Source organism: Pseudomonas sp. nanlin1 (assembly GCF_045571515.1).
In the GTDB taxonomy this organism is placed as follows: domain Bacteria; phylum Pseudomonadota; class Gammaproteobacteria; order Pseudomonadales; family Pseudomonadaceae; genus Aquipseudomonas.
Map to the genome: position 1 here is coordinate 3,518,422 of NZ_CP124218.1, position 23,894 is coordinate 3,542,315.

23 protein-coding genes are annotated in these 23,894 nt (G+C 61.7%); 16 read left to right on the forward strand and 7 right to left on the reverse strand.

Translation table 11 applies throughout. From position 1 onward, the window contains the following. Positions 1–10 precede the first annotated feature (10 nt). A complete protein-coding gene (locus QCL65_RS16345; protein ID WP_407310473.1) occupies positions 11–1,000 on the forward strand; it encodes a LysR family transcriptional regulator in 990 nt (329 codons plus the stop codon). After that, positions 997–2,061 (forward strand): FUSC family protein, encoded by a 1,065-nt coding sequence (locus QCL65_RS16350; protein ID WP_407310475.1) that lies wholly within the window; start codon positions 997–999, stop codon positions 2,059–2,061. The genes QCL65_RS16345 and QCL65_RS16350 overlap by 4 nt, the downstream gene beginning before the upstream one ends. Before the next feature lies 1 nt (position 2,062). Here QCL65_RS16350 and QCL65_RS16355 read toward each other — a convergent pair whose 3' ends face one another. Then, the gene (locus tag QCL65_RS16355; protein WP_407310477.1) at positions 2,063–2,665 is read right to left on the reverse strand and encodes a LysE family translocator; all 603 of its coding nucleotides are present in this window, start codon (positions 2,663–2,665) and stop codon (positions 2,063–2,065) included. 150 nt (positions 2,666–2,815) lie between these two features. Between QCL65_RS16355 and QCL65_RS16360 the strand changes: the two genes are divergently transcribed. Both QCL65_RS16360 and QCL65_RS16365 read left to right on the forward strand, forming a co-directional pair. Next, positions 2,816–3,355: a cytochrome b gene (locus tag QCL65_RS16360; protein ID WP_407310479.1), complete on the forward strand. Its 540-nt coding sequence runs from the start codon at positions 2,816–2,818 to the stop codon at positions 3,353–3,355. A 198-nt stretch (positions 3,356–3,553) separates the two neighbouring features. Continuing rightward, entirely contained in the window at positions 3,554–5,176 is a 1,623-nt protein-coding gene (locus QCL65_RS16365) for a methyl-accepting chemotaxis protein (protein ID WP_407310481.1), read from the forward strand. Between the two features lie 33 nt (positions 5,177–5,209). Here the strand turns inward: QCL65_RS16365 and QCL65_RS16370 are convergent, their stop codons facing one another. After that, positions 5,210–5,668, reverse strand: a complete 459-nt coding sequence (locus QCL65_RS16370) for an Lrp/AsnC family transcriptional regulator (RefSeq protein ID WP_407310483.1) — start codon at positions 5,666–5,668, stop codon at positions 5,210–5,212. Between the two features lie 82 nt (positions 5,669–5,750). Continuing rightward, positions 5,751–6,365 carry a YitT family protein gene (locus tag QCL65_RS16375; protein WP_407310485.1) on the reverse strand — a complete coding sequence of 205 codons (615 nt, stop codon included), beginning with the start codon at positions 6,363–6,365 and terminating at the stop codon, positions 5,751–5,753. A 209-nt stretch (positions 6,366–6,574) separates the two neighbouring features. Between QCL65_RS16375 and QCL65_RS16380 the strand changes: the two genes are divergently transcribed. The 5 genes from QCL65_RS16380 (at position 6,575) to QCL65_RS16400 (ending at position 11,641) form a co-directional block, all read left to right on the forward strand. Further along, a complete protein-coding gene (locus tag QCL65_RS16380; protein WP_407310487.1) occupies positions 6,575–7,348 on the forward strand; it encodes a transporter substrate-binding domain-containing protein in 774 nt (257 codons plus the stop codon). A 221-nt stretch (positions 7,349–7,569) separates the two neighbouring features. After that, positions 7,570–8,259 (forward strand): GntR family transcriptional regulator, encoded by a 690-nt coding sequence (locus QCL65_RS16385; protein ID WP_407310489.1) that lies wholly within the window; start codon positions 7,570–7,572, stop codon positions 8,257–8,259. A gap of 15 nt (positions 8,260–8,274) precedes the next feature. After that, positions 8,275–8,952 (forward strand): DUF2848 domain-containing protein, encoded by a 678-nt coding sequence (locus tag QCL65_RS16390; RefSeq protein ID WP_407310491.1) that lies wholly within the window; start codon positions 8,275–8,277, stop codon positions 8,950–8,952. Next, positions 8,952–10,319, forward strand: coding sequence for an amidase (locus QCL65_RS16395; protein WP_407310493.1), 1,368 nt, complete (start codon positions 8,952–8,954; stop codon positions 10,317–10,319). Before QCL65_RS16390 ends, QCL65_RS16395 begins: the two co-directional genes overlap by 1 nt. Further along, positions 10,316–11,641, forward strand: a complete 1,326-nt coding sequence (locus QCL65_RS16400) for an MFS transporter (protein WP_407310495.1) — start codon at positions 10,316–10,318, stop codon at positions 11,639–11,641. Before QCL65_RS16395 ends, QCL65_RS16400 begins: the two co-directional genes overlap by 4 nt. A 20-nt stretch (positions 11,642–11,661) precedes the next feature. Here QCL65_RS16400 and ptrR read toward each other — a convergent pair whose 3' ends face one another. Next, positions 11,662–12,510 carry a putrescine utilization regulator PtrR gene (gene ptrR / locus QCL65_RS16405; protein WP_407310497.1) on the reverse strand — a complete coding sequence of 283 codons (849 nt, stop codon included), beginning with the start codon at positions 12,508–12,510 and terminating at the stop codon, positions 11,662–11,664. A gap of 119 nt (positions 12,511–12,629) precedes the next feature. Between ptrR and QCL65_RS16410 the strand changes: the two genes are divergently transcribed. Continuing rightward, positions 12,630–14,018: an aldehyde dehydrogenase family protein gene (locus tag QCL65_RS16410; RefSeq protein ID WP_407310499.1), complete on the forward strand. Its 1,389-nt coding sequence runs from the start codon at positions 12,630–12,632 to the stop codon at positions 14,016–14,018. A 182-nt stretch (positions 14,019–14,200) separates the two neighbouring features. On the opposite strand, the gene QCL65_RS16415 is transcribed toward QCL65_RS16410, so the two are convergent. Next, the gene (locus QCL65_RS16415; RefSeq protein WP_407310501.1) at positions 14,201–14,848 is read right to left on the reverse strand and encodes a DUF1826 domain-containing protein; all 648 of its coding nucleotides are present in this window, start codon (positions 14,846–14,848) and stop codon (positions 14,201–14,203) included. Continuing rightward, the gene (gene folE2, locus QCL65_RS16420) at positions 14,845–15,750 is read right to left on the reverse strand and encodes a GTP cyclohydrolase FolE2 (RefSeq protein WP_407310503.1); all 906 of its coding nucleotides are present in this window, start codon (positions 15,748–15,750) and stop codon (positions 14,845–14,847) included. Before folE2 ends, QCL65_RS16415 begins: the two co-directional genes overlap by 4 nt. 147 nt (positions 15,751–15,897) lie before the next feature. On the opposite strand from folE2, the gene QCL65_RS16425 reads away from it, so the two are divergent. Next, positions 15,898–16,239 (forward strand): FKBP-type peptidyl-prolyl cis-trans isomerase, encoded by a 342-nt coding sequence (locus QCL65_RS16425; protein WP_407310505.1) that lies wholly within the window; start codon positions 15,898–15,900, stop codon positions 16,237–16,239. 327 nt (positions 16,240–16,566) lie between these two features. Here QCL65_RS16425 and QCL65_RS16430 read toward each other — a convergent pair whose 3' ends face one another. Then, on the reverse strand, positions 16,567–18,192 hold the full coding sequence (locus tag QCL65_RS16430; RefSeq protein WP_407310507.1) for a methyl-accepting chemotaxis protein: 1,626 nt from the start codon (positions 18,190–18,192) through the stop codon (positions 16,567–16,569). A gap of 379 nt (positions 18,193–18,571) precedes the next feature. Here QCL65_RS16430 and QCL65_RS16435 point away from each other — a divergent pair, with 379 nt between their 5' ends. The 5 genes from QCL65_RS16435 to QCL65_RS16455 all read left to right on the forward strand — a co-directional run bounded on the left by QCL65_RS16435 (position 18,572) and on the right by QCL65_RS16455 (position 23,861). Continuing rightward, on the forward strand, positions 18,572–20,032 hold the full coding sequence (locus QCL65_RS16435; RefSeq protein WP_407310509.1) for an NAD-dependent succinate-semialdehyde dehydrogenase: 1,461 nt from the start codon (positions 18,572–18,574) through the stop codon (positions 20,030–20,032). Positions 20,033–20,187: 155 nt separating this feature from the next. Then, positions 20,188–21,477 (forward strand): 4-aminobutyrate--2-oxoglutarate transaminase, encoded by a 1,290-nt coding sequence (gene gabT, locus QCL65_RS16440; protein WP_407310511.1) that lies wholly within the window; start codon positions 20,188–20,190, stop codon positions 21,475–21,477. 87 nt (positions 21,478–21,564) lie between these two features. Then, positions 21,565–22,251 (forward strand): hypothetical protein, encoded by a 687-nt coding sequence (locus QCL65_RS16445; RefSeq protein WP_407310513.1) that lies wholly within the window; start codon positions 21,565–21,567, stop codon positions 22,249–22,251. Positions 22,252–22,288: 37 nt separating this feature from the next. After that, a complete protein-coding gene (locus QCL65_RS16450) occupies positions 22,289–22,783 on the forward strand; it encodes an Lrp/AsnC family transcriptional regulator (protein WP_407310515.1) in 495 nt (164 codons plus the stop codon). Between the two features lie 151 nt (positions 22,784–22,934). Beyond that, positions 22,935–23,861, forward strand: coding sequence for a 2-hydroxyacid dehydrogenase (locus QCL65_RS16455; protein ID WP_407310517.1), 927 nt, complete (start codon positions 22,935–22,937; stop codon positions 23,859–23,861). The last annotated feature ends 33 nt before the right edge of the window (positions 23,862–23,894 follow it).

A 23,894-nucleotide genomic window follows, 5' to 3' on the forward strand; every position in this document is an offset into this window, starting at 1 on the left:
GAGCCAGGCCATGTCACGCATTCCCGAAGCCAGCCAGATCCACAGCCGCCTACGCCTGCGTCAACTGCGTCTGATGCTCAACCTCAAGGAATTCGGCTCACTGCGCCGGGCCGCCGACGAAATCGGCATGACCCAACCGGCGGCGACCAAAATGCTCCACGAAGCCGAAAGCCTGCTGGGTGTCGAGCTGTTCGAGCGCTTACCACGGGGCATGCGTGCCACGCCCTACGGCGAGACCGTGATCTACTACGCGCGCATGGTGTTCGCAGAACTTTCGGGCATGCGCGAAGAGTTGGTCGCCCTGGAGTCCGGCAACCTCGGGCGGGTCAGCGTCGGGGCCATCCCCGCTCTGGCCTCGGGCTTGCTGACCCGTACCATCGCACGGCTGAAGCAGAGCCACCCGCGCCTGTCCATGAGTATTCAGGTCGACACCAGCGATGTGCTGGTCCAGGCCCTGCAACAGGACCAACTGGATGTCGTGCTCGGGCGCATCCCCACCGGCGCCCGCGCCGATGATCTACTGTTCGACAGCCTGGGCGAAGAAGAACTGTGCGTCATCGTGGGCGCCCAGAACCCCGTCGCCAGTTTGAAAAAAATCGATTGGCAAGGCCTGCAAAACCTCACCTGGGTCTTGCAACAGCACCCCAGCCCCATGCGTGCCATCGTTAACCAGGCATTCCACAACGCTCGGGTGGACATCCCCAGCAGCGTGGTCGAGACCACTTCGATCATGACCCTGCTGTCGCTATTACAGCAGACCGATATGATTGGGGTCACACCGCGCTCCGTGGTCGACGACTACCCTGGGCGCCACCTCCTGGCGGTCTTGCCGATCACCTTCGTGCCGCGCCTGCCGCCCTTCGGCCTGGTCACCCGGCGCCACCGCATCAAGTCCTCGGCCATGCAAGCCTTTATCAACGCCGTGAAAACCGAACACGGCCAACCCGCTCTCAGCCCCACTCACCCGACCGTCGCGAAAAAAGGCGCCGCCACTCCATGAAAACTTCTTTGCACTTACACCTGCCCGGCTGGGCGCGACGCCTGCTACGGCCTCTGCTGGACCCCTACCGGCGCTACCGCCACGCGCGTTACATCCACGCCGCCCGGGTGGTCATGGGCTTGATGGTGTCGATCCTGATCACCACTGGGCTCAACCTGCCCCACGGCGAGTGGGCGTCGGTGACGATGCTGATCGTCATCGGCGGCCTTCAGCACCATGGCAATATTGGCAAAAAGTCAGTGGAGCGGGCCTATGGCACATTGATCGGGGCCGCCCTCGGCCTGGCGGTGGTCGCCCAGCAGAACTACCTGGACATGCCCCTGCTCACCTGGCTGTTGATGTCTTTGGCCTGCGGCTTCTTCGCCTACCACGCTATCGGCAAGGGCGGCTACACCGCGCTGCTCTCGGCCATTACCCTGTTCATCGTCGCCGGCCATGGCTACAACCCAATCACCGACGGCCTGTGGCGCACGGTCGATATCCTTATCGGTATCGTCCTGGCCCTGGCTTTTTCCTTTGCGCTGCCGCTGTACGCGGTGTATTCGTGGCGCTACAACCTGGCCACCGGCCTGCGCGACTGCGCCACGGTGCATGGGCGGATTATCAGCGGCCAGTCAGTGAATGCCGACGAACACCTCAAGCTAATGGCCAAACTGAATGCCAACATGGTGCAGTTGCGTTCGCTGATGCCGTCGGTTTCCAAAGAAGTGCACATTTCCACCACCGAGCTGGATGCGATTCAACGCCACTTCCGTATGTGCCTCAGCACCCTGGAAATCCTCGCCAACTTGCGCCCCTCGGGCAGCGACCAACAGGCCATGGCCCAGTTGCAACTGTGCCTGGCGAGTGAAAACCGGCACATTCGCCGGCAACTGATTGGTATGGCTCGCGCCCTGCGCGACGGCGCCACCGAACGCCTGGAACGTACCCGCGAAGTGGCGGAGCCCTGCGAGGTGCCGGCGCAGTTGACCGGCTACCGCCTGCTGACCCTGCAACTGGCCGACAACATCGACGGCCTGCAGCAGCGCCTGGCAAAAACCGCCAAGCGCTGGAAGATCTGACTCACGCCAGCATGGGGTACAGTGAGAGCACCAACAGCGCGGCCATGCTCAGGTTGAACACCAACAACCAGCGTGGCTCACGCAGCACATTGCGTAAAGCGCTGCCACAGCCGGCCCAGATGAACACGCTGGGCAAATTGACCAGGGCGAACACCGCCGCGATGATAAACACGTTGGTGATATAGCCCTGGGAGGGCGTGTAGGTGCTGATTGCACCGACCGCCATGACCCACGCCTTGGGGTTGACCCATTGGAAAGCGGCGGCGGCGAAAAAACCCATGGGCTTACGGCCCGCAGCCGATTCACTGGCCAGCGGCCCCGACGTGGCGATCTTCCAGGCCAGGTAAAGCAGATAAGCCGCCCCCACATACCGCAGCAAGGTGTACGTCCACGGCAGTAGCCTGAATACCTCACCCAAGCCCAGCCCTACGGCGATCACCAAGAGCATAAAGCCGACGCTGATCCCCACCGCATGGGGTATGGTGCGGCGGAACCCGAAGTTCACCCCGGAGGCCAATAGCATGGTGTTATTGGGCCCTGGGGTGACCGAGGAGACAAAAGCAAATAACGTAAACGCGGCGAGCAGGTTGTACGAGAGCAGCATGGGGAGCATCCCGGCAATGTGTTGGCCAGGCAACGTTAGCGGATGCACCCGCAGGCTTTGTCATACAGTTACCGAGTAATCAGCCGCTACACTTGGTGGGTGAAGCCCCCCTACCCCACACGGGTTTTCCTACCCAGCGGAGCAGTTGCAGTGACTCAACGCTATACCGGCATCGCCCAAGCACTGCACTGGCTGACCGCAGGCGCGTTATGTTTTTTGCTGCCATTTGTATGGGTCGCGGAAAACTTCCCACCGGGGCCGATCCGTACCTTTTGGTACATGGCCCATGAATCCATGGGCATCAGCGTGTTGCTGCTCGTGCTCATGCGTTTGACCTGGCGCTGGCGCCACCGCCCGCCACCTCCGCCGCAGGCCACGCCGGCCTGGCAACGCTGGGTTAGCGCAACCAACCATGGCTTGCTGTACCTAGTGTTGCTGGTCATGCCCGTCACGGGCTACTTAATGGCCGGCAACGGCCAGGCCGTACCGTACTTCTGCATACTCAACCTACCAGGCTTCAGCCAGCGGGCCGCCTTGGGCGTCTGGGCCAATAGCGTGCATGTGGCCGGGCAGTTTGCGTTGTACGCGCTAATCATTTTGCATGTGGCAGCCACGGTTTGGCATGTCGCTATACGCCGCGATGGCCGGCTCGAACGGATGCTGCCCGAACAGCGAAAAGAGCCCCGATAAAAAAGTTTCCCTATCACCATTGATCGGCGACCAACGGTAGCGCGCCACTTAAAGTTTGGATCCTGTGCGTCGATAAACGTTTCGACATATGGCACATTGACATGTAGGGACCGATGCAAATTTGCTCGTGTTTTCAGTCACTGGGCGCATATACCCTACAGCACGCCACGGATCCGGCCGCATCAGGTGACGATCGCCATGTTTAGTAAACTCAGCATTTCGCAAAAGCTTTATCTTTCATTCGCCACTATCGTGAGCATCATCCTAGTACTGGATATTGCGGCCTACCGGGGTTTCGACAAAGTCCAGGACGCGACCCTGAGCAATGTGCACACGTATAAAGTGCTCAGCGAAGCGCGCTTGGCCCTGGAACAATTGATCAACATCGAAACCGGCATGCGCGGGTTTGTCATTGCCTCCAAAGAAGCTTTCCTGGAACCTCAAGTGGCCGGTGAACAGTCGTTCAAAGCCCACTTGGAAGAACTCAAGTCCTTGACCCGTGACAACCCAGAGCAGCAGGCGCGCCTGAATAAATTGGGGCAGTTGCAAACCAGCTGGCTGAATGAAGATGTGCATCCGGTGATCAACCAGCGTCGTCAACTCACTCAGTCGGGACAGCCTGACGACGAACTGGTCCAGCGCATCACCGCCGGCACCGACAAAGCCAAAATGGACGCCATGCGCGGCCTGATCGATGAAATCATCCAGACCGAAACCCTGCTGTTGGCCAAGCGTAGCCAGGAAATGGCCGATGCCAAGGCCAGTGCCGTGACCGTACTGGTCTACGGAGGTATCGCCGCCGCCCTGCTGTCGATCGTTCTGGCCTATATGTTGGGTCGTAGCACCACTGCACGCTTGCAACTGGCAATCGACGCGGCCACCGCCATCGCCAATGGCAAACTGGACACGGTGATCGACACCAGTACCCACGACGAATTACCGAAAGCGTTCGACCGCATGCAGAACCGCCTGCGTGAAATGATCCAGCAGATCAGCCTGGCCGCCAACCAACTGGTTCAGGCGGTCAATCAGATCTCCGGAGCGTCTAAGCAGTTGTCCGGGGCGATTCAGGAGCAGTCCAACGGTGCTTCGGCCATGGCCGCGACCATTGAAGAACTGACCGTGAGCATTGGCCACGTGTCGGAAAGCGCCAACGAAGCCCACGAGATTGCCAGCCGCTCGGGCCAGCAATCTAAAGAAGGTGCCATGGTCATCGAAAGTACTTTGACCAGCATGAATGGCATCGCCCGCACCGTGCAGCAGTCCTCGGCTCAGGTGGCCGGCCTGGGTCAGCACTCCGAACAGATCTCGTCCATCGTCAGCGTGATTCAAGGCATCGCTGACCAGACCAACCTGTTGGCCCTCAACGCCGCCATCGAGGCCGCCCGCGCGGGTGAACAAGGCCGTGGGTTCGCGGTGGTGGCCGACGAAGTTCGTCTGCTGGCGCAAAACACCGGCAAGTCGACCAAAGAAATCGCCGGCATGATCGAGAAGATCCAGGCCGGTGTGCGCGAAACGGTGGAAAGCATGCGCAGCGGTGTGGGCGAAGTGAATGAGGGGGTCGCCATGGCTGGCAGTGCGGGCTCGGCTATCGTTGAGATTCGCGACAGTTCGAGCCAAGTGCTGAGCGTGGTCGACCAGATCTCCTTTGCCCTGCGCGAACAAAGCGCCGCCACCCACGACGTTGCCCGTAATGTGGAACGCAGCGCGCAAATGGCTGAGCAGAACAACCTGTCGGTGCAAGATCTGCTGCAGACCAGCAACAGCCTGGGCGAGCTGGCCAACAGCTTGCAGCAAGAAGTGCGGCGCTTTCAGCTCTGAACCCGGTTTGAGCGGTGCGCCCAGCGCGCCGCTTTACACATAGCTCAGCGGCAGCACCGTGGTGTACTTGATTTCTTCCATGGCGAACCGCGAACTGATGTCAGACAGCCCCGGTAGCTGGATCAGTTGCTTGTACACGGCGTCATAGGCAGCGATGTCCGGCACCACCAAGCGCATCAGGTAGTCGGTGTCGCCCGCCATGCGGTATAGCTCCAACACTTCTTCAATGGCGGCGACCTTCTCATGGAAGGTCTTCAGCCATTCGGCGCTGTGCTGGTTGGTCTTGATCGAGACGAATACCGTCACCCCCACATTCAGTTTGGTACTGTCGAGCAGCGCCACGCGCTTGCGCAGAATGCCTTCTTCTTCGAGCTTTTGAATGCGCCGCCAACAGGCTGTGGTGCCCAGGCCAATCTGTTCGGCAATGGCACCCACGGCGCGGGTGCTGTCGGTCTGCAGAATCTGCAAAATCGCCAGGTCGAATTTATCCATGTCGGGTGGTCCAGGCCGTTGGGCCGATCATCCTAAATTCAAATGGCGCGCAATAACATCATTGATCCGCACCCTGGGCCATTCAGGCTGAATAGCGGTGGGGCCGATGATTCATGGCGATGATCAGGTTCAGCACCAGGGCGCCGCCGATCGACGCTAACAAAACCTGCAGGCTGACCACGTAAAGCGCGGCCAGCAATACGCAGACATCCACCACCATTTGCAACTTGCCAGCCCGAATACCCAGGCGCTCCTGCAGGTACAGCGCCAGGATGTTAACCCCGCCCAAGCTGGCTTTGTGACGAAACAGCACGATAAAACCGAGCCCCATGATCAGGTTGCCGAACAGGGCGGCGTACACCGGCTGCAGTTGATCGATATGGATAAAGCGCCCATGCAGGTCGGTGAACACCGAAACCAGTGCCACGGCGCAGAAGGTCTTGAGGGTGAAAGCCCACCCCATACGCCGCACAGCCAGGTAATAGAACGGCAGGTTAATCACGAAAAACGCCGTGCCAAACGACACCGGCCAGGCATAGTGCAGCAGAAAAGCCACCCCAGCCGTGCTGCCGGTCAGCGCACCGGCTTGGCGCAAGAGCATCAGGCCAAAGGAAACCATCAAAGTGCCGATCAGCACAGCCAGCACGTCTTCCAGCACGCTGTGCCGCACATCTGGGGGGGTGATTGCCTGGGCCATAAGTTTCGCTCGATTCACGCAGTGTGCGTGAATCATACGCAAAACGTGCATGCGCGTGCGTGGTAGCCCATGATCAACTGCGCCTGCTCCAGGCTGATGCGCCGCCGGGAGCACTGCCGCAGTGGCACCTGGCTTCGTTCTTGCTGAACCCGCCACAGCGGTGATTCTAACCGCAATCCCCATCGCCTCAGTCGAAGAGCCCTGCGCCTATGAAAAACCCCGTCATCCTTAGCCTGCTGTTAGCCCTGCCCGCCCTCGCCCACGCGCAGGAGCCGCCGTCGCACCTGGATTCAGTGCTGCAACAAGGGGAACTGCGGGTCTGCACCACCGGCGACTATAAGCCCTACTCCTATAAAAACGCGGGCGGCGATTATGAAGGTATCGATATCAGCCTGGCCAAAGCCTTGGCCGATAGCCTGGGGGTCAAGGTGCAGTGGGTGCCCACCACCTGGAAAACCCTGCTGCCAGATATGCAAGCAGGCAAGTGCGACATCGGCGTAGGTGGTATCTCGGTCACCCTGGCTCGGCAGCAGAAAGCCTTCTTTAGCAGCACCCTGGACGTGGACGGAAAAATCCCCCTGACCCGCTGCGAAAACCAGGCCCGCTACCAGACGGTCGAGCAAATCAACCAGCCTTCGGTGCGCTTGATCGAGCCCGCTGGCGGCACCAACGAAGCCTTCGCCCACGCCTTTTTACCCAAAGCGCAGTTGATCCTGCATGACAACGTCACGCTGTTCCAGGAACTGCTGGACGGCAAAGCCGACGTGATGATTACCGAGGCCTCCGAAGCGCTGTACCAGCAGAAGCTCAAGCCGGGCTTGTGCGCGGTCAACCCGACCCAGGCGCTGCAATACGGTGAGAAAGCCTACTTGCTGCCGCGCGATGATATGGGCTGGAAACTCTACGTAGACCAGTGGCTGCACCTGAGCAAAGCCACCGGGGCGTATCAGAAGGTCGTCGGGCAGTGGCTGGCGGCGCCTTAATGCCTACCACGGGGCGTGCACGTGCACGCCCCGTGGTCATCACTTGGCAAAATCGCTCCACTTCGGGGCACTTTGGTAACAACCAGCCCTGCGGCTCCCCTCCCTGATAACGCCGTTGTATCGCCTTTTCAATGACTTAAGCCTGGCTGGCAAGCGCTGGCACAGGCTTTGCTTCGCCTGAAATACATCTGATATATCAGAGTATTTTCAGGACACCCAAGATGGCTGAACCGATCGATCTTGCCCAACACCGTCGCCCTTCTGGCATACCCAATAGCAATGCCGCCCAGTTGCGTGAACTGGCCTACGCGCAAATCAAGCAGCGCATCATCAGTTGCGAACTGCGCCCTGGCGATTCCATCAACGAGGCGCAACTGGCCGCCCTGTTGGGTTTGGGCCGCACGCCGATCCACCAAGCGCTGCATCGCCTGGAAGTCGAAGGCATGGTCACCATCATGCCGCGCAAGGGCGTGATGGTGACCGCGTTGTCGCTCAATGACGTGCTGGACATGATCGAGGTACGGGTCAGCAACGAACAACTGTGCATCAAGCTCGCCGTAGAACGCGCCCATGATTCGGACATCAAGGCGATGCGCGACATTCTCGACCGCACTCCAGCGTTACTGGCCAGCCATGACGTGCCGGGCTTGATGTCACTCGACCTGCAGTTTCACCTGTCCATCTCGGCGGCCGCGCGCAACCGGGTGCTGGCCGATTTGTTGCGCAAACTGCATGAAAAGCAGGCGCGCTTCTGGTTTTTGACCCTATCGGAGAACCACCACAGCGAGCGTATCTACCAGGAACACCTGGAAATCCTGCACGCCTTGGAACAGCGCGACGGCGCCGCTGCGGTCGCTGCCGTACACCACCACATCGATGATTTTCGCCGCGCAATCATGCGCACGCTCTAAAAGGACCCTAGCCCCATGACGCTTATGACATTTCACGTAGTCGGCCAAGGCGAGCACCTGGCCAATATCGAACACTTGATCATCGCCGGTTGGGCCGGCCGTGACAGCGCTGCGGTCGAGCACCATATCGCGGAACTTGAGGCCATCGGCGTGCGGCGGCCGACGCAGATTCCCTGTTTTTATCGAGTGTCAGCCAACCTGCTGAACGATGCCCAGAGCATCCAGGTGCCAGGCGCGGATTCGTCCGGGGAAACTGAGTTCGTGCTGATCCACAGCGAAGACGGTTTGCTGGTGGGCTTGGGTTCGGACCATACCGACCGCAAGGTGGAAAGCTACGACGTCACCGTGTCCAAGCAGATGTGCGACAAGCCGATTGCCCGTGAAGTCTGGCGCTACGCCGAAGTGCGCGACCACTGGGACCAACTGGTGATGCGCACCTGGCGGGTCCGCGATGGCGAGCGCGCTTTGTACCAGGAAGGGCCGGTGACCAGCCTGCTGGCGCCCGAGACGCTGCTGGGCAAACTCAACAGCCAGGCTTCCCTGCCCGCCGGCACAGCGATGTTTTGCGGCACTCAGCCGGTGATCGGCCAGTTGGGCTATGGCGAAGCCTTCGAAATGGAATTGTACGACCCGGTTTTGGACCGCCGCTTGCGCCACGACTATACCGTTGAAGCCCTACCGGTGGCGCAGTGATGACCATGACCAGTATCCGCCAACAAGCCCAAGCCCTGGCCGCTGGCCATAGCACCAGTGAAGCGCTGATCGAGCAGAGCCTGCAGGGCATCGAACTTCACCGTCGCCAAGGCGGTAGCGCCTATATCAGCGTTGACGCTGACGGCGCCCGGCAGGCCGCCCGGGCCAGCGACCTGGCGCGGGCAGCGGGCTATGTGCCTTCGCCCCTGGCCGGCCTGCCGGTGTCGATCAAAGACCTGTTCGACGTGGCCGGGCAAGTCACCGCCGCGGGCTCCACGCTACTTGCCGACAGCCCTGCGGCGGCCCTGGATGCGCCCGTGGTGCAACGCCTGCGCAATGCCGGAGCAATCCTGGTGGGGCGCACCAACATGAGCGAATTCGCCTTCTCCGGGCTCGGCCTCAACCCCCACCACGGCACGCCCTTGAGCCCTTGCGCCGAAGGGCGCATCGCTGGCGGCTCCAGCTCCGGTGCGGCGGTCAGTGTTGCGCTGGGCCTGGCGGTCGCGGGGCTGGGCACCGACACCGGTGGCTCGGTGCGTATTCCGGCGGCGTTCTGCGGGCTTACCGGGTTCAAGCCCAGCGCCCGACGAGTGCCCCTGAGCGGCGCTTTCCCGCTGTCGGGCAGCCTGGACTCCATCGGCCCGCTGAGCCACAGCGTCGACGATTGCGCCCTGCTGGACGCAATACTCAGTGGTGAGGCCCTGGACACTCGCGCCGCGCCGCTGCAAGGCCTGCGCCTGGCGGTCACCCGCGATGTGCTGCTGGATAACCTCGACCCTGAGGTATCCAGTGCGTTCGAGCGCAGCCTGGCCTGGCTTGAGCAGGCAGGGGCGCAACTGCGCTGGTTCGATTTTCCGGAACTGCACGAGCTGCCGCAAATCAACGCTGCCGGTGGCCTGGTCGCTGCCGAGGCTTGGCACCTGCACCGCGGCTGGCTAAGCAGTGACGATGCCGAGCGTTACGACCCGCGCGTGGCGCAGCGGATTCGCCGGGGCGCTGCTATCGATGCGGCAGCCTACCTCGACCTGCTCGGCGAGCGTCGCCGCTTGATCGAAGCGGCACGTCAGCGCCTGGGGGACGCCGACGCCTGGTTGCTGCCCAGCGTCGCTGTGGTGCCCCCGCGCCTGGCCGACCTGCAGGCCGATGCCGCGTTTTTTGCCTGCAATGGCCTGGTCCTGCGCAACACCAGCGTGATCAACTTTATCGACGGCTGTGCCCTGAGCCTGCCCTGCCATCAGGCCGGTGAACTGCCGGTGGGCTTGTCTATTGCGGGCCTTAACGGGCAGGACGCGCGGGTGCTGCAAGTGAGCCGCAGCGTTGAACAACTGCTGCGCAGCAAACTGGATGCCACCGGAGGTTGCCAATGAGCCTGAATCCCGCCCTGGGCGACCTGCCCGCAGGCCACGCGCCGATGAGCGACGAAGCGGCGGCCACCTACCGCAAGATCGCCTGGCGCCTGCTGCCGTTTCTGGTGTTTTTGTTTGTGCTGGCCTGGATCGACCGGGTCAACGTTGGCTTTGCCAAACTGGGCATGCTGCAAGACCTCGGCTTCAGTGAGGCGGTTTATGGCCTGGGGGCGGGGATCTTTTTCATCGGTTACTTCATTTTCGAAGTGCCGAGCAATCTGCTCCTGGAAAAAATCGGCGCCCGCCGCACCTTGGCCCGCATCACCATTCTGTGGGGCCTGACATCCATGGCCATGGCGTATGTGGAAAGCGCTTGGTCGTTCTACCTGCTGCGGTTTTTGCTGGGCGTGTTCGAGGCCGGCTTTTTCCCCGGCGTGGTGCTGTACCTGACCTACTGGTTCCCAGCTGCACAACGGGCGCGCATCAACGGCCTGTTCATGACCTCGTTCGCCATCGCCGGTGTGGTCGGAGGCCCGCTCGCCGGGTTGATCATGAGCCGCATGGTCGGCGTAGGCAGCCTGGCCAACTGGCAATGGTTGTTTATCCTTGAGGGGATCCCCTCGGTGCTAGCGGGCTTGGCGGTCCTGCGTTACCTGCCGGAAAAACCGGCCAACGCCCAATGGTTGACACCGGCCCAGCGTCAGTTGGTCAGCGAAACCATCGCCCGTGAAGACCGTGCCCCAGAAAAGCACAGTGACCTGCGTGCGCTGCTGCGCTACCCAAAGATATGGCTGTGTGCACTGGTGTATTTCTGCATCGTTAGCGGCAACGCCACCATCGCGTTCTGGACGCCCTCGGTGATCAAATCCCTGGGCATCAATGACAACATGAGCATTGGCTTGCTCTCAGCCATTCCCTTCATCCTCGGCACCGCCGCCATGCTATGGAACGGCAACCATTCCGACAAAGCCGCCGAGCGCCGCTTGCATTGCGCGCTGGCCGCGCTGTTAGCCGGGGCCGGGTTGATCGGTACCGGGCTGTTGCTGGGCAACGCCACGCTGGCGTTGATCGCCCTGACCATCGCGGCCATGGGCATTCTCGCAGCGTTTCCGGTGTTCTGGTCGATTCCCGGGGCATTCCTGGCCGGCACTGCCGCCGCCGGAGGGATCGCCCTGATCAACTGCATCGGCAACCTGGCCGGCTTTGTCGCGCCCTACATGATCGGCTGGCTGAAAACCCTGACCGGCAGCCTGGCCTCCGGCCTGTACTTCGTAGCGGCCCTGGAGATACTCGCTGGCGTACTGTTGCTGGTGCTGTTCAAGGACATCAAGGTCAAGGTGTAGCGGCACAGCAATTCACGGCGCTACAGCATTCCCTGGAGCGCCGTGACATTGGCTGCCCTGGCGCCTTTGCGCCATATCAGCCAGGTCTGCAACTGGCCAAAGCCCTCTTTCAGCGCATAAGCGTCGACGTTGACACTGCCCGGCATGCTTTCCAGCATGCTCCTGGGCACCAATGCCAAGCCTGCACCGGCGGTCACGCAGGCCAACATGCCGTGGTAGGACTCCATTTCGAAAATTTTCCCGGGGGATACCTCATCGGCGGCAAACCAATTCTCGAAATGGCGCCGATACGAACAGTTGGAACGAAAGGCGTAGATGGACTCGCCTGCCACGTCGCGGGCGCAGCTGATGGGGCGATGGCTCTTGGGCGCGATGACGACCATTTCTTCGTCGTACACCGCTACGCCGTCGAGCAACGGGTGGCCTAATGGGCCGTCGACAAACGCCGCGCTCAGGCGCCCCGCCAATACCGCGTCGACGATATCGCCCGACGGGCCGGTGGTCAGGTCCAGTTCGACCGCCGGATAACGCTGGTGGAAGGCCGCCAATAGCGGCGGAATACGCACCGCCGCCGTGCTTTCCAGCGCGCCGAGAGTAAACACGCCCCGGGGCTCGGTGCCCACCGCCGCGTCGCGGGCCTCTTCGACCAGTTCGAGGATTCGCCGAGCGTAGTCGAGAAAGGTCCAGCCGGTGACCGAGAGGCGCAAGCGTAGCTTTTCTCGAATGAACAACTGAACGCCCAGGTCGGCTTCCAATTGCTTGATTCGGGTGGTCAGGTTCGAAGGCACCCGATGCAGCCTGGCGGCCGCCGCGCTAATGCTGCCCTCCTCGGCCACGGCTTTGAAGATTTCTAACTGGGTTAAGTCCATACCATCACCATTCGAGAAAGAACCATTCTTTATTATTCATTTTTAATGAATACAGGAGAAGTTTAAGGTGGGTCTTATCGACGCTCAAGTCGTTTATCGAATCCACAGGAGACTGACTGATGCCCATCCTTACCTCTGGCCAGCAGGCCACTTCACTCAATCCGGCGACGGGCGAAACGCTCCAGTCTTACCCGTTCGCCAGTGCCGAGCAGTTGGAGCAAGCGCTGCAGCGAGTCGATCGAGGCTTCCAACAATGGCGCGGCACCGCCCTGGACGCTCGCGTAGCAGTGTTACAGGCGTTGGCCCGGGTCCTACGCGATCAGGCTGAAGATTTCGCGCGAATGGCCGCCAACGAGATGGGCAAGCCTATCGTGCAAGGGCGGGCGGAAATCGAAAAGTGCGCGCAGCTCTGTGAGTGGTACGCCGCGCATGGCCCGCAGATGCTCGAACCGGAAAAGACCTTGGTGGAAAACGATCAGGCCTACATCGCCTATCGGCCACTGGGCCCGGTGCTGGCAGTGATGCCCTGGAATTTCCCGGTCTGGCAGGTCTTGCGCGGCGCGGTGCCGATCATTCTGGCGGGCAACGCCTACGTGCTCAAACACGCGCCAAATGTGATGGGCTGCGCTTATCTGATGCAACAAGCCTGGGCCCAGGCCGGCTTGCCTGACGGCGTGTTCGAGGTGATCAATGTGGACAACCAGGGCGTATCCACTGCCATTGCTGACCCGCGTATCGCCAGCGTTGCCGTGACCGGCAGCGTGGGGGCCGGCTCCGCGATTGCCGCCCAGGCCGGTGCGGCGTTGAAAAAATGCGTATTGGAGCTGGGCGGTTCCGACCCCTTTATCGTACTCGCCGATGCGGACCTCGATGAGGCGGTGCAAGCGGCCACCGTCGGGCGGTTCCAGAATACCGGGCAGATCTGCATCGCGGCCAAGCGGATTATCGTCGAAGCGTCGGTGGCCGCCGCCTTCGAGGAAAAATTCGTTGCCGCTGTCCAGGCGCTGGTGGTCGGTGACCCCTTGGATGAAGCCACCTATATAGGCCCAATGGCCCGGTTTGACCTGCGCGACGAGCTGCATGGGCAAGTCCAAGCGACCTTGGGCGAAGGCGCACGGCTATTGCTCGGCGGTGAGCCCATGGCGCGGGCAGGCAACTACTACGCACCGACTATTCTGGCCGATGTGACTGCGGACATGACGTCGTTCAAACAGGAGCTGTTCGGGCCGGTGGCCTCCTTGATCGTCGCCCGTGACGCCGCGCACGCCATTACCCTGGCCAACGACAGCGACTTCGGCCTAGCCGGAAGTATCTGGAGCCGCGACATTCCACGCGCGGAACAACTGGCCGCCCAAGTGCACACCGGCGGCATGTTTATCAACCGCTACAGCGCGTCCGACCCACGGGTGCCGATTGGCGGCGTGAAAAAAAGCGGTTTCGGCCGCGAACTGTCGCACTTCGGCGTGCGCGAGTTTTGCAATGCGCAAACGGTGTGGGTTAATCGGTGATGTTGGGTTAGGTCTAGGCCGGTGGAACCCGGAAGAGTTCGGGGGCAAGCCCCCTCCTACGGTTTGGGGGCATATGCGATATCGAATGTGTCGCCGACCGTAGGAGGGGGCCGGGCGGCGCTCCGCTCGCCCCCGAGCTCTACCCAGAGCCCCCAATCTCTTCCCAGAAGCCCAGATCACCTTCACAACCAGTCCAAGGTCATAATCAGGCGCCGTTGGCGCGGCCCCGCGCTGGGTGAGCGATGGACAATCCCACGCCCCGCGTTGCCCTCCCAACGTTCGCCCTTGAACAGCGCCACATCGCCTTCAGCCAGTTGTCTGGGGGGCTGGTCCGGTTCCACGCCCGCTTCACCCAGACGCTCGCGGGGAAACGCCACTTCGGGCAGCCATTCGCTGCCTGCTCCGGCATAGGTGGTGATCAACCGCAGCGACACCCAGTCAACGTGAAAGCGTGGGCACATGGCCGAATCCAACACCCGCAGGCGCAGGCCTACCCGCTGGGCGCCCAGCAGGCAGGCGTACGCCTGGGTCAACCAGGCCACATCGGCGACAAAGCCAGCGTAGCCCTCCAGGTCTGCGAATCGCCAGGCTAGCTCGGGCAACTGCAGCGGCTGGTCGTCGTGCACTTCAACGACGCGGGATTCGCCCAGGGGCTCGCCCAAGCTCAGCAAGGTATGGGCGAAAGACGACACATGCAGCGGCAATCGGCGCTGCCACACCGCCAGGTTGACATCATCCTGTAGCGCTTCGCTGAGCACGAGCGGGGTTTGCCCCTGCACCTGGCGCGGGGACGGGTTTGGTAACGGCAAGGATTGCGCGGATACGTTCATGGCTGGGCCTCGTGAGATACCGTGGCGACGGCGTCGTGGGGGTGCAGGCTTTCCATATGGCGCACGCTGACGCTGGCCTGGGGATAATCCGCGCGCAGTGCCTGCAAAATATTGCGCGCGGCGTCTTCGACATACATCAGGTGAGCGCCATTGAGCTGGGCAAAAGCTTGTTCATCGGCGCGCTTGACCGCCGTTTGCAGGGGCGTGGCCAGCGCAGCCTCTACACATTGCAGCAGAGGCATAAGGCCCAGGCCGCCGGCGTGCTCGGTCAGCGGTATACGCACCAGCGCGATACTGCGCTGGCTGTGCGCCGTGGCCAAACTGGCATGCTCGCGTAACCACTGGGCGACCTGCTGGGCCACCAGGTGAGGTTGCTCGGCAAAGTGCGCCAGGAACGCCGCTTCGACCAATTGCCGGGCCAACGCCGCCGAGCAGGGGCAGGTCGACGAGTAACCGACCTGCACCTCGGCATGCAGGGTAAAACGTGCGTGTCGCCATTCGCCCTGCAACCGCACGGGGTAGGCTTTCCAGCCACTGAGCCCTGGGGTGACCAACGCCGGGCGGCGGCACAAGAGGTCGAATTGCACAGCCAGACGCGCGCCGGTGGAGCCGCAATCATGATGGCTGGCCACCATGTCGTGCAGGGTCTGCGCGATCTGTTCGCCGCTCAGCGGCGCATCGCCCAAGAGGTCGAGCAGTCGGTACAAACGTGACATGTGAATGCCCTTGACCTGCGGATCGGGCAAATCGACCGCGACATCGGCCCGGCCATGGACCTGGGCAACAGCACCGGGCTCGGCGAGCTGCAAAGACAAATCGATACCTGACATACCCACCCAGTCCAAGGCCAATAGGTTGGCTGGGCTGTGGGTACGGGCGATATCGGGTAACGGCTGGGTCATTGGGAAGGCCTCCAAGTCTGAAGCAAACCAGGATACAGATTGATACGTTATAAAGTAACGCTAATAGCAAAAATTTCTCCACCCGTCGTGCACTCCCCTGCGGTTATCCTTGGTTGCATCGATCGAGGTCTTACACAGGAGCGGTTCATGAGCGACGAGCTACAGGTCACCGACATTGCCCTAGGCGAAGGTAAAGCCGCAGTCAAAGGAGCGCTGATCACCACCCAATACAGCGGGTATTTGGAGGACGGCAGCCTTTTCGATTCGTCCTATCAGCGGGGCAAGCCGTTTCAATGCGTGATCGGTACGGGCCGAGTGATCAAGGGCTGGGACCAAGGCCTGATGGGCATGCGCGTGGGCGGTAAGCGCAAGCTTTGGGTGCCTGCGCACCTGGCCTATGGCGAGCGGCAAGTCGGCGAACACATCCCTGCTCACTCGAACCTGGTGTTCGAGATTGAGTTGCTGGAGGTATTAACGCGAGACGACTAAACCTTAGGGCTACGAACCGATCCGCCAGTCGCGTCTTGGGTACCAGACGGGCGCTACATCCTGTTCGGAAACGTCCTATTTCGCGAAAAAACCACCGGCGTATGGTGGTTTTTTTGGGAGGTGGGTTATGCAGGTCGTCCTTATTTTTCTTATCGTATTGCTCAGTGGTTGCCGGCTAATCGCTGGGAACGTCAACCCTAATGGGCCGACTGGCCAATCCTGGGGCCCTGGCGATGGTGCAAGCAGTGTTTGCGTGCGGGACCCCTATAGGCCGGGCTGCGAACACTGGGGCCACTATTAGGTTCTGTACGTAAAGTGCCTGGCTGATCACGTCCGAAAACGGGTGACCATCTGATTCAGATTCACCGCCAACTGCGACAGCTCGTTGCTGGCAATCAAGGTTTGTTGCGTGCCTTCGCTGCTCTGCAGAGCCAGGTCACGAATACTGGTGAGCGCGCGGTCCACTTCTCGGGCCACGTGGGCCTGTTCCTCTGCGGCAGTGGCGATCTGATGGTTGCGGTCGTCGATCAGTTGCACGGCATCGGTGATGGCTTGCAGGGAGCGCCCCGCTTCGTCGGCCGTGCGCTGGGTGTTATGCACTTCCTCAGTACTGCTGCCCATCGAAGCCACCACCTGCGAAGTGCCGGTCTGGATCGCCGAAATCATTTGCTCGATTTCCTGGGTCGAGGTCTGGGTGCGGTGGGCCAAGGCCCGCACTTCGTCAGCGACCACGGCAAAACCGCGGCCCTGTTCACCAGCGCGCGCGGCTTCAATGGCCGCGTTGAGCGCCAGCAGGTTGGTTTGCTCGGCGATCGCGCGGATCACCCCCAGCACTTTGCTGATGTCCTGGGCTTGCCCTGCCAAGCCCTGCACTTGCCCGGAGGTCAACTCGACCCGTTGGGTCAGGCTGTGCATAGCCTTGAGGGTTTCACTGACTTTCTGGTTACCGCTGGCGGCGGCTTTGTTCGAGTCCTTGGCCGCTTCAGAGGTGGAGTTGGCATTACGGGCCACCTCTTCCACGGCGGCGCTCATTTCGGTCACGGCGGTGGCGGCTTGTTCGATTTCACTGTTTTGTTGCAACAGCGTGCGGTTGGCACTTTCAGTGATTGAGGTCATCTCCACTGCCGCCGAGCTGAGCTGGGCCGACGCGTCGGAGATCTCACCGATGGTACTGCGCAAAGTGCCCTGCATGGTATTCAGCGCTCGCATCAGGCGCGCGGACTCATCGTTACCGGTCACTTCCAGGGTCAAACGCAGGTCACCTGCGGCGATTTCTTCGGCCATTTTCAACGAGGCGCTCATGGGCCTGACGATGCTGCGGGTCAGCAAGATCGCCAGCACAATAGTCAGCACCAAGGCGATGGCGACGACGACATCGACCACGGTGGTGCTGTGGTCGTACACGCTGGTGGCGACCAACCCTGCCTCAGCTGCACCTTTGCTGTTGTGTTCACGCAGATCGGCGATTTTTGCCTGGTAGGCCGCCGCCCTGTCCCGTTGTTCGGTGTTGGCAAATGTTACTGCTTGTTCGTGCTGATCCGTATCGAGTTTGACGATCTGCTGCAGGCCGTCGAGAAAGCGCACCATCAGCGCCGCCGCCTGTTCGAAATGCTCACGTTCCTGGTCGTCGGACAGCAGGTTTTTGCGATAGAAGTCGGTGCGCTCATCTAGGCGCTGCTTGGCCTTCTCCAATTGCTGAACGGCGGCGGCATGCTCCTGAGGGTTATTGGTGGCCAGCAAGCGAATGCTTTCCAAACGCGCGCCGAGCATGGCGATCTGAATGTCGTCGGCGGTCTGAATGCTTGCCAGCCAATTGTTTTCGATGTCCTGCTCGGTGGCGCGCAGCTTACCCAGTTGGAGGTAGGCGAACCCGCCCAGGGCGATCACCAGCAGGGTAATCAGGCCGAAACAGAGGGATGCTCTGGGGGCGATATTCAGCGAACGCAAATTCATGGACACTCCAATAAGGGCGCGCCAGCAAAAAACTGGCGTTATGCCCAGGCTATCTGCCGCAACGTTCAAGAAATGAATTGAAACCTTCTATTACAATCACAGTGCCACCATGGCGGGGCGCGCCAGGTTTCATTAGGCCAACCGGAATATTTTGCGCAACTCATCGATAGTCTCCTTCTATTACCGCACCTAACCCATTGCTTCGGTTAGGCGCAGGTCATGCCGCCAGCTCGGGCAAAAACGCAATAAAGCACTCCGTGCGGGCCCATTTGTGCGCTCGGGCGCTAGCCATCCCCCGGTACATTGAAGCCACTCCATAACCCTCATGCGCGGGCACGGCGGGTACCGCTGCCTGGCCCGCAGAACACAAGGTTTGCCCATGCCCAACATGCAGCTTCGTGACCCCTCACTCTTGGTTGAGCGTGCCTACGTCAACGGCGCCTGGATTAGCGCCGACGACGGCGCCACCCTGGAGGTGACCAACCCCGCTACCGGCCAGGTGATCGCTCGTGTGCCAGCCTTGCAGGCGAATGAAACCCGCCGCGCCGTCGCTGCGGCCGAGGCCGCTTTAGAGCAATGGCGGGAGACACCCGCAGCCGTGCGGGCTGGCTTGCTGGAGACTTGGCACGGCTTGGTCTTGGCCAACCAGGAAGACCTGGCGCAGATCATGACCGCCGAGCAGGGCAAACCGATTGCCGAGGCCCGCGGTGAGATCGCCTATGGCGCCAGCTTTATCAAGTGGTTCGCCGAAGAAGCCCGGCGCGTGTATGGCGACACTATCCCTGCCCCCACCCGTGATCGGCGGATTCTGGTGCTCAAGCAGCCTATTGGCGTGGTCGCGGCGATCACCCCGTGGAATTTCCCCAATGCCATGATCACCCGCAAGTGCGCCCCGGCCCTGGCCGCCGGTTGCCCGGTGTTGGTCAAACCGTCGGACATGACCCCGCTCTCGGCCTTGGCCCTGGCGGTACTGGCCGAACGCGCCGGGATCCCGGCCGGCGTGTTCAATGTGCTCACCGGCATGCCCAGCGGCATCGGTGGCGAACTCACAGCCAACCCCGCCGTGCGCAAGCTGTCGTTTACCGGCTCTACCCGCGTCGGCCAATTGCTGATGGCCCAGTGCGCCGACACCATCAAGCGTCTGAGCCTGGAACTGGGCGGCAATGCGCCCTTTATCGTGTTCGACGATGCCGACCTCGACCAGGCAGTGGCGGGGGTTATGTTGAGCAAATTCCGTAACGCCGGGCAGACCTGCGTGTGTGCCAACCGGATTCTGGTGCAGGACGGCATTTACGAGCGCTTTGCCCAAGCCCTGGCGGCCGCCGTGGCCGGCCTCAAAGTGGGCGATGGCCTGGACGAAGGCGTGACGATCGGCCCCTTGATCAACCAGGCAGCGGTGGACAAAGTCGCCCGCCACATTCACGACGCCGTGGCCAAGGGCGCCAGCATCGCCGTGGGTGGCGCCCCCGAAGGCCAAGGTTTGTTCGTGCAACCGACCATCTTGCGCGATGCCTCGGCAGACATGCTGCTGGCCAATGAAGAAACCTTCGGCCCGGTGGCGCCGCTGTTTCGCTTTGAGGATGAAGCCCAGGCGCTGGCCCTGGCCAACGCCACGCCTTACGGCCTTGGGGCGTACTACTTCACCCAGAATATGAGCCGCGCCTGGCGCGTGGGGGAAAAACTGGAATTTGGCATGGTCGGTTTGAACACCGGGATCATCTCGATGGAAGTCGCCCCGTTCGGCGGCGTGAAAATGTCCGGCAGCGGCCGCGAAGGCTCGAAATACGGCCTGGATGAGTTCCTCGAGATCAAGGCCTGGCACATCGGCGGCCTCGGCTGAGTCGGCCCTGGCTAGCGCGCAGTCGATTATGTCGCGGCGCGCGGCGAAAACAGCCGATCTCGGCAAAGCCGGGGGCAAGTTCAGCGCTTGTGACTCTGGGCAATCCTTATCCTGAATGTACGCAGCCGCCCGTTCCGGCGGCCATGGAGACCGAGATGAATTCTGCATTGACCCACAACGAGCGCCTGCTGGCACAACGTGAACGCCATGTGCCGCGAGGCATCATCACGGCCCACCCGATCGTGGCCGCACGGGCCCAGGGTGCCGAGCTGTGGGACGTGGACGGCAAACGCTACCTGGACTTCGTCGGCGGCATCGGCGTACTCAATGTGGGCCATAACCACCCACGGGTGGTGGAAGCGGTGCGGCGCCAGGTTGGGGAGATCTCCCACGCCAGTTTTCAAGTGGCCGCGTACGAGCCGTATATTCAAGTGGCCGCGCGGCTCAATGCGCTGATCGGCGGCGACCAGCATTTTAAAAGCGTGTTGTTTACCTCCGGCGCCGAAGCGGTGGAGAACGCCATCAAGATCGCCCGCGGCTATACCCAGCGTACCGGGGTGATTTCATTTCGCGGTGGCTTCCACGGGCGTACCCTGCTGGGCGTGACGCTGACGGGCATGAGCCAGCCCTACAAACAGAACTTTGGCCCCTTCCCCGCCGAGATCTACCACGCCTTGTACCCCAACCCTTATCGCGGCATCAGCAGCGAGGCCGCCCTGGCCGACCTCGACGAGCTGTTCGCCACCGATGTCGCCCCGGACCGCGTGGCCGCTATTCTGATCGAACCGGTGCAAGGCGACGGCGGCTTCCTGGCCGCCCCCAGCGCTTTTCTACAAGGCTTGCGCGAGCGTTGCGACCGCCACGGCATTGTCTTGATCATGGATGAAATCCAGGCCGGGTTTGGCCGCACGGGCACCATGTTCGGCTACCAGCACTCGGGGATCCAGCCCGACCTAGTGACCGTGGCCAAGAGCTTGGCCGGCGGCATGCCGTTGTCAGCGGTGGTCGGCCGCGCGGCGATCATGGATGCCCCAACCCCGGGCGGCCTGGGCGGCACCTATGGCGGCAATGCCGTCGCCTGCGCGGCGGCCTTGGCGGTACTCGACCTGTTCGAACAGGAAGATTTGCTCGCCCAAGGCCAGCGCCTGGCAGTGCAATTGCATGAAGGCTTATTGGCCCTACAACAGCGTTACCCGCGGATTGGCGACGTACGCGGCCTCGGGTTTATGCAAGCCATCGAATTGGTCGGCGCCGACGGGGTCAGCCAGGACGCTACGCTGACCCAGAAAGTCATCGACCATGCCCGCGAAGCCGGCCTGCTGGTGATCAAATGTGGGGTCCACCGCAACGTCGTGCGCTTCCTCGCGCCCCTGGTGACGACGCCGCAGCAGCTGGCCGAAGCACTGCAGATGCTTGACCGAGCGCTGGCGCACGCGGGTGCTTGAACCCGGCTGGTACGCCCCCCGTTGAACCGGGCCCGGGCAGCACATGCTGCGCCGGGCTCGTGTTCGAACGACAAGGAGAAATACGCCATGAGAATTACCCAGTACAAGGCCTTGGGCTTTTCCTTCAGCACCTTGGTCGACCGCGAACGGGGCATTCTCGAAGGCCTGCGACCCCTTGCGGTGCAGGAGGCCAATGCCACCAGCGACGACCACCTGCTCAGCGTCTACCGGCGTACGGCGCAGGCGCTGGCCCGCACCGCAGGGGGCAGCAGCCCGGGTGCGTTCCACGGCCAGCTCTACCAGCGGGTGGCTCAGCAATTGCAGGTTGTAGCCGATTGGGATGAAAGTGTTGCCTTTAGTAGCGCCGCCAACCATTGGCCGATTTTCGAGGACGCCCCCGGCGCGTTGCAGTACCTGGGTAAGTTTTACCGGCTGATCTTGATCGCCCCGCCCCACGGCATCGATATCGGCTCATTGGTACGGCGCTTGCCGGTGGAGTTCGACGCGGTCATCGCCCCCCACGGCCAGGATTGGCATGCGGGATTGGCCATGGCGCTGCAACGTTTGGGGCTCAATCGCTCGCAGTTGTTGCCGGTACGCAGCACCGAGGTCGACGACCCCTGGAGCGAGCGGGTCGACTTTCCACTGTGTACGTTGCGCCGAGGCCATCCGCAGCCCTGGAACCATTCGGAACAGGCCATGGACGGTAAACGCTGTGAGTACGCAAGCCTGGCGGACCTGGTTCACGCGCACCAGAAGGCGTTGCACGCTTGAATCCTGAGGGAATTCTGACTTTTGCGAGGTATTGATGATGGAAGCAGCAACCAAACTTGACCGAATCGACATCAATATTCTGGTGCAACTGCAAAAAGATGGGCGCATGACCAACGTTAGCCTTGCCGAAGCCGTCGGCCTGTCACCCAGCCCCTGCCTGCAACGGGTCAAGCGCTTGGAGGCAGCGGGCTATATCAGCGGCTATGAAGCCCACGTCAACCTGGCCAAGTTTGCCAATTCGGTCACCGTATTCACTGAAGTCACCCTGTCGGACCACAAACGTGCAGACTTCGTGAAATTCGAATCGAGCATCCGCAACATCGATGAAGTGCTGGAATGCCATTTGATCAGCGGCGGTTACGATTACCTGGTGCGTTTCCTGACCAGCAGCATCCAGCACTACCAAGAGCTGATGGAATCGATCCTCGACAAAAACATCGGTATCGAAAAGTATTTCAGCTACATCGTGATCAAATCGCCCGTGGTCAAGAGCGCTGTACCGCTGCGCAGCCTAGTCAAAGCGGCGATTTGAGCGGCCAAGCGCTTGCGGCGATCTGCTGAAGCGCTGGCTAAAAACCCCATGATCTCCCGCCAACGCCCAGTGTTTCGGGAGATCGTTGCGCGCGCATCCGGCATGCTAGGTTCTGTACGTAAAGTCCTTCTTGGTTAATACGAGTGCTGCGATGACCCTGCTTTTCAAAGTCGATGCCGAACGCGGCCAATTGTGGAAGGCCCTGTTCGCCGAACACGCGCCGGATATTCCCGTCAAACTCTGGCCCGATATCGGCGACCCCGCCGACGTGCGCTATCTGGCGACCTGGGCGCCGCCCGAGAATCTGGCGCAAACTTTTCCCAACCTGGAGGTGGTGTTCGCCACCTCGGCCGGCGTCGATCAGTTCGACCTCAGCCAACTGCCCCCGAAGGTGCGCGTGGTGCGCATGCTCGACCCCGGTATCGCCGAGGGCATTATTCAATACGCCTGTTTCGCCGTACTGGCCCAGCACCGGCAAATTCCCGTTTACCTCACACAGCAGGCCGAACGCCGCTGGCAGGCGCAGCCCTACCGCGCCGCCGGCCAGCGCCGGGTGGGGGTGATGGGCCTGGGTAACCTGGGCACGCCGGTGGCCGAGCGCTTGCGCGGCTTTGGCTTTGCGCTCAATGGTTGGTCGCGCTCGCCCCGGCAAATCGATGGCGTGGCGTGTTTTGCTGGCCCTGGGCAACTGCCTGAGTTTCTTGCCCAGACCGATATTCTGCTGTGCCTGCTGCCTCTGACCGACGACACCCGGGGTATTCTCGACCATCAGGCCTTCGCCACCTTGCCCCGCGGCGCCAGCCTGATCAACCTGGGCCGGGGTGGCCATTTGGTGGAAGCTGACCTGCTGGCGGCGCTGGACAGCGGGCACTTGGAACATGCTGTACTGGACGTGCTCAACGAGGAGCCTGCCCCGGCCGAGCATCCGCTGTGGAACCACCCCAAGGTCTGGCTGACCCCCCATGTCGGCGCCGTCACCCGCCCGGAAACGGCGTTCGACGTATTGCTGGCCAACCTGCGCCGCCTGCAAGCCAGTCAACCTATGGAAGGTGAGGTGCGTCGGCAAGAAGGCTATTGACGGCGCGTTGGCCATGGCTGAAGGTACAGGCAG

Bases quoted from the DNA above. Each gene is read 5' to 3' on its own strand.
- QCL65_RS16345 (WP_407310473.1), top strand. From the start codon at position 11: ATGTCACGCATTCCCGAAGCCAGCCAGATCCACAGCCGCCTACGCCTG.
- QCL65_RS16350 (WP_407310475.1), top strand. From the start codon at position 997: ATGAAAACTTCTTTGCACTTACACCTGCCCGGCTGGGCGCGACGCCTG.
- QCL65_RS16355 (WP_407310477.1), bottom strand. From the start codon at position 2,665: ATGCTGCTCTCGTACAACCTGCTCGCCGCGTTTACGTTATTTGCTTTT.
- QCL65_RS16365 (WP_407310481.1), top strand. From the start codon at position 3,554: ATGTTTAGTAAACTCAGCATTTCGCAAAAGCTTTATCTTTCATTCGCC.
- QCL65_RS16370 (WP_407310483.1), bottom strand. From the start codon at position 5,668: ATGGATAAATTCGACCTGGCGATTTTGCAGATTCTGCAGACCGACAGC.
- QCL65_RS16375 (WP_407310485.1), bottom strand. From the start codon at position 6,365: ATGGCCCAGGCAATCACCCCCCCAGATGTGCGGCACAGCGTGCTGGAA.
- QCL65_RS16380 (WP_407310487.1), top strand. From the start codon at position 6,575: ATGAAAAACCCCGTCATCCTTAGCCTGCTGTTAGCCCTGCCCGCCCTC.
- QCL65_RS16385 (WP_407310489.1), top strand. From the start codon at position 7,570: ATGGCTGAACCGATCGATCTTGCCCAACACCGTCGCCCTTCTGGCATA.
- QCL65_RS16390 (WP_407310491.1), top strand. From the start codon at position 8,275: ATGACGCTTATGACATTTCACGTAGTCGGCCAAGGCGAGCACCTGGCC.
- QCL65_RS16395 (WP_407310493.1), top strand. From the start codon at position 8,952: ATGACCATGACCAGTATCCGCCAACAAGCCCAAGCCCTGGCCGCTGGC.
- QCL65_RS16400 (WP_407310495.1), top strand. From the start codon at position 10,316: ATGAGCCTGAATCCCGCCCTGGGCGACCTGCCCGCAGGCCACGCGCCG.
- ptrR (WP_407310497.1), bottom strand. From the start codon at position 12,510: ATGGACTTAACCCAGTTAGAAATCTTCAAAGCCGTGGCCGAGGAGGGC.
- QCL65_RS16410 (WP_407310499.1), top strand. From the start codon at position 12,630: ATGCCCATCCTTACCTCTGGCCAGCAGGCCACTTCACTCAATCCGGCG.
- QCL65_RS16415 (WP_407310501.1), bottom strand. From the start codon at position 14,848: ATGAACGTATCCGCGCAATCCTTGCCGTTACCAAACCCGTCCCCGCGC.
- folE2 (WP_407310503.1), bottom strand. From the start codon at position 15,750: ATGACCCAGCCGTTACCCGATATCGCCCGTACCCACAGCCCAGCCAAC.
- QCL65_RS16425 (WP_407310505.1), top strand. From the start codon at position 15,898: ATGAGCGACGAGCTACAGGTCACCGACATTGCCCTAGGCGAAGGTAAA.
- QCL65_RS16430 (WP_407310507.1), bottom strand. From the start codon at position 18,192: ATGAATTTGCGTTCGCTGAATATCGCCCCCAGAGCATCCCTCTGTTTC.
- QCL65_RS16435 (WP_407310509.1), top strand. From the start codon at position 18,572: ATGCCCAACATGCAGCTTCGTGACCCCTCACTCTTGGTTGAGCGTGCC.
- gabT (WP_407310511.1), top strand. From the start codon at position 20,188: ATGAATTCTGCATTGACCCACAACGAGCGCCTGCTGGCACAACGTGAA.
- QCL65_RS16445 (WP_407310513.1), top strand. From the start codon at position 21,565: ATGAGAATTACCCAGTACAAGGCCTTGGGCTTTTCCTTCAGCACCTTG.
- QCL65_RS16450 (WP_407310515.1), top strand. From the start codon at position 22,289: ATGGAAGCAGCAACCAAACTTGACCGAATCGACATCAATATTCTGGTG.
- QCL65_RS16455 (WP_407310517.1), top strand. From the start codon at position 22,935: ATGACCCTGCTTTTCAAAGTCGATGCCGAACGCGGCCAATTGTGGAAG.